This window comes from Methylobacterium sp. 1030 (assembly GCF_040544715.1).
Taxonomy (GTDB): Bacteria; Pseudomonadota; Alphaproteobacteria; order Rhizobiales; family Beijerinckiaceae; genus Methylobacterium.
This window is the reverse complement of record NZ_JBEPKM010000055.1, coordinates 1-4,065: the sequence shown is the minus strand read 5'-3', so window position 1 is coordinate 4,065 and position 4,065 is coordinate 1. Positions and strand designations below refer to the sequence as shown.

At 59.8% G+C, this 4,065-nt stretch carries 5 protein-coding genes and 1 pseudogene; 2 read left to right on the top strand and 4 right to left on the bottom strand.

What is annotated here, in order from left to right:
- The first annotated feature begins 233 nt into the window (after positions 1-233).
- Positions 234-1,067: a protein-L-isoaspartate O-methyltransferase family protein gene (locus ABIC30_RS31625; RefSeq protein WP_354456827.1), complete on the top strand. Its 834-nt coding sequence runs from the start codon at positions 234-236 to the stop codon at positions 1,065-1,067.
- Between the two features lie 160 nt (positions 1,068-1,227).
- Here the strand turns inward: ABIC30_RS31625 and ABIC30_RS31620 are convergent, their stop codons facing one another.
- Both ABIC30_RS31620 and ABIC30_RS31615 read right to left on the bottom strand, forming a co-directional pair.
- Entirely contained in the window at positions 1,228-1,581 is a 354-nt protein-coding gene (locus tag ABIC30_RS31620) for a GNAT family N-acetyltransferase (RefSeq protein WP_354456826.1), read from the bottom strand.
- A gap of 195 nt (positions 1,582-1,776) precedes the next feature.
- Entirely contained in the window at positions 1,777-2,346 is a 570-nt protein-coding gene (locus ABIC30_RS31615) for a hypothetical protein (RefSeq protein ID WP_354456825.1), read from the bottom strand.
- A 458-nt stretch (positions 2,347-2,804) separates the two neighbouring features.
- Between ABIC30_RS31615 and ABIC30_RS31610 the strand changes: the two genes are divergently transcribed.
- Entirely contained in the window at positions 2,805-3,275 is a 471-nt protein-coding gene (locus ABIC30_RS31610; RefSeq protein ID WP_354456824.1) for a cupin domain-containing protein, read from the top strand.
- Between the two features lie 55 nt (positions 3,276-3,330).
- On the opposite strand, the gene ABIC30_RS31605 is transcribed toward ABIC30_RS31610, so the two are convergent.
- Entirely contained in the window at positions 3,331-3,534 is a 204-nt protein-coding gene (locus tag ABIC30_RS31605) for a hypothetical protein (RefSeq protein ID WP_354456823.1), read from the bottom strand.
- Positions 3,535-3,570: 36 nt separating this feature from the next.
- Positions 3,571-3,696: pseudogene (locus ABIC30_RS31600) on the bottom strand (IS630 family transposase); the annotation flags it as partial.
- Positions 3,697-4,065 lie beyond the last annotated feature (369 nt).

Genomic DNA, 4,065 nt, shown 5'->3' with positions numbered 1-4,065 from the left:
CATGAGCGTGGCTGCTGCTTCGACAGCGACCACATCTTGGCACCGAGATGCCGTCAGTCGGAGCGGGAGCCATCCACCCCATCTGCTTTTCCGGCTGGTCGTCTCCGAAGCGGCCGTTCTGCTTTCGGCCAGGTCCCGACTCGCTGGCATGGTCTTCTAAATGACCGGGGTGGGTGGTTTGCGGTCAGGCAGCTTTCGGGCAAACTCGCGAGGAAGCAGACGTTGAACGCCACATGGACCAGCATACCAACGCCACTGAGGTGCGTGCATTCCACGCGAGGCTGATGGCTGTGGCCAGCGGTTCCGACGACCACCGGCTCGAACGCGTGTTTGAAAACGTCCCGCGAGAAGCTTTCCTTGGTGTCGGCCCATGGAAAATCAGGGTGAACGAGCGCTACGTCGAGACACCGAGCGCGGATCCTGTTTTTATCTACCAGAACGTCCTCGTTGCCCTTGATGCTGCCAAGGGCATCAACAACGGCGAACCGTTCCTGCACGCCCGCTGGATTGGCGCTGTTGCCCCTAAGAGCGGCGAGACCATCGTTCACATAGGGGCAGGTTCTGGGTACTATACCGCGCTCCTGTCGATGCTGGCCTTGCCGAACGGCCGCGTGCATGCCTTCGAGATCGAACCGGCGCTGGCGCGTCGAGCATCTGACAATCTGGCACCATTCGAGGGCGCGAGCGTCGTGCAGGGCGATGCGACGGAACTGCCTCTGCCGGATTGCGACTTGATCTACGTCAACGCGGGCGTGGTCTCACCGCCCAGCTCTTGGTTGAAGGCATTGCGGCCCGGTGGGCGGATCGTCTTTCCCTGGCGGCCGACGCAGCAACTAGGGCTCGCGCTGATCATGACGCGAGCGGGCGCGGGCTTCACGGTTCGCGCCTTGGGACCGGCGTGGTTCATACCCTGCGTCGGCGCATCGGACCCGGCAAGTTGCGTCAAGACCCCAACCATGCCCCAGGCACGCTCCATCAGCGCGGCGTGGCTGATTGAGGATCGAGCGCCAGACGACACGGCTGTAGCCGTATGTCGGGATATCTGGTTCTCGGATAAATCGGGATAGTGCAGAGCATCGTGCAAGGGGCGACATCATATTGTCCGCTGTGACCGCATCAATCATTGCTCATTCTCGAAACCGACACGCCAGCCCCGCTTCCTAAAATCTCTTGCAAAGAAAAAAACGACTTTGTGCAATAGGATGATCTTCGATCTTTCCGAATATCTCAAATCCCAATTTCTCGTAAAAACCGCAAGCCTGAAACTCGAAGCGTATCAAGCCAAATTCCAACACATTTGTTAGATCTAGCTAGCTGCTCCGCTTCATATAAAATCATTGTCCCATAATCGCGACCTCGATATTTTTCGTCTATTGCAAGAAACTCTATGTGCAGCCAATCATATGTGCATTTCCCCCAAAGTCCTCCCACATGGATCCCGCCGTCGTCGACCAACAATATGGCCACGGGACGGCGAAGAGGATTTGCTACTTGAGAAGCGTTATAAGCGCGTAGCGGCTCTATGACAGCGTTGCGATCCGCCTCGCTCGGATTTTCGGGAATGATAACTCGAACCGTCATGGCGTGAACTTATTCTAACCTTGCCTATTTTCAACGGTTGCTTTTGGGAAGCGACAACGACGCTGCGAACGGCTCAGTTGGGTAGCTACTGGATTGGCGGCATGGGGTAGTTTCGTGACGGTCTGCTTCTGAGCGACAAGATGTTAAAGAGGACACCGCACCTCGCCCGCTAAGGTCCTCTCATCAGACGAAGTCTCATTCCGCGAACGGGGCTACTGCCCACGCCATGCCGGGCTTCAGATTGTTCTGCGTTTCTGCAATCCACTCAGCTAAAGGCAACAGTCGAAGGCCGTAGGGCTCGGCCATACCCTGCGCCTCCGAAACATACGGTGCATGATCGCCGGGGCGATGGACGACTTGAACAACATGCGTGATGCCACGAGGGCGAGGGTGGTTCTTCGCCCAAGTACCTCCGCCCTGCTGCAAGCCGATAGTCGCAAAGGGCGGCAGTTCCGCGACGGTGATATGGTCACCCGTCACTATAATACCGGAGCGCCGTTCCAAGTTTTCGATCAAGCGGTCTGACCAAGTGTGGATCGCCGCCACGTCTGCATCGCTGAAGAGCAGGCGTCCGGCTTTTCGGTTCGCAGCAGCCATACCTTCGGACAGGAGCAGAGCGGTCCAGCCCGAGCAGTCGATGACGGGAGGATGATCGTTCAGCCCGCTCGCCTTGGTTCCCCGCTTGTAGCCCACCTGCCCGGTGTACTGCTCCACGAGCGCCCACATCGCTGCGCCTGTTGCGTCGATCCACGAGGCGTCGTTCATGCGCGAGGGACCTTCTCAGGGCTTCGAAGGTAGTCCAGCGAACGTCACTCAACCAGCCTGATCCATAGGCGTCAGACGAGGGAACAGCGTCCGCTTCCCGGAAGAATTGAGCGTCGTGCAGGCGACCGAGTTGGGTCGGGTGCAGAATGACTGGACAGGGTGGTTTGCTGCCGGTCCGCTTTGAGGCGATCCGGGCCTGAAGGCCACCACTTTAATCCGTGACGCTCCCATGTGTTTGCGACCGGTGTCCATAGAACACCGGTCCTCACACGGTCACGCTCTGCAGCGGACAAGGCATGGGTCAGATCCACCCAATCTTGTCACGAGTTCGCGTGGGTCGAGAGAACCGTCGCATCGATTAAGGGCGACCGACGTTGTCCCAGTTCCAGATCATCCAATGCGGCGGAAAGCCGTGAGGCCGCTTGGAGTGGCTGGATGCGGGAACTAAAGGAAACAAGATGCCCAAGCCCATGTTTGACGAGAGCAACATCACTTGGCGGACGCTCGACTGGCTCCCGCACATCGCCTTCTTCGTCTACAAGGTGGACGAGGAGAACCGCATCGTCGACGTCGTGTTCAAGTTCGCGGCCAACCAGAAAGTGATGCTGCACCGGCACAAGAGCCCCTACGTGACGCTTGTGATGCAGGGTGAGCTCCGGTTTTACCGGGAGGACGGCACTCACAAGGAGACGCGTCCGACGGGCAGCTACGTCTCGGGCGTGGCGAACGGCGAACCGCACATGGAAGGCGGCGGCGACGAGGATGCCATCGTGTTCTTCAGCAACCGCAACATCCAGGATGCGCTCTACGAATTCCTCGACGATGCTGGTAACCCCGTCCAGGTCCTCGGCATCGCCGACTTCAAGGCGCAGCTCGAAGAGCAGGTCGCTTCGGGAACCTACGAAAAGATCACTGCAAGGGCGGCGTGACCACTGCGCTTGCGGGGATGACGGAAGCATCCCCGCACCCATGACGGGCCGCCGACTATCGCGACTGCGGATACGGCCCGATCCGAGGCGTCAGAGGCGTGGTGAGGTTGGTCAGCCAAGCCAGGAAGGCGTTGACCAGCGCGGTCTCGGTCGCCTTGTCGTAGCCCGAGGTGATCATCAGGCCGGTGGCGACGAGGACTAGGCCGAGCGCAGCTTTCAGCCCCTTGCCCAGTCCCATCATCCAGTCGCGCCATCGCATCAGCACCTCGCGCGACAGGGTGCCTAGTGCACTGACTTAGAGAGATGGTTCAGGGGATCGGCTGACGGTGGCGAGGATATCGGTGGCGGGTTTGGTCCAGACGAAAGGTCTGGCGCGCCGGTTATGCTCGACGATGTGGCGTTTGATCGCCGCCTGCAGGTCACCGCACGGTGCCGATACGTCCCTAGCCGGTCCGAAGAATGCGGGCGACCAGGTGTTCTATGCCTATCATGGCTGGGTGTTTGGTGGCCGCTTCGCCGTGACGGAGTTGATCATCCGACATCTCGTCTGGCGGGGTGTGTCGATCCTGCGCCTGAACGGTGTCGGGGGGGGGGACACGCTGGCCGTGAAACTTGTGGTGCCCGCGGGATGCAGGGCTGATCCGGAAGAGGCACTGACCACGCTCCGCCGGGCGATACAGGCAGGCCGGTAGGATGTCCTGTGTGGATGGCTCCCGCATTGCAAGTGGCGAATTGAGCTTCTGACGCGTTGGTCGGGTGCAGTCTTGTGTCCGGCCTGTTGATGCAGTCG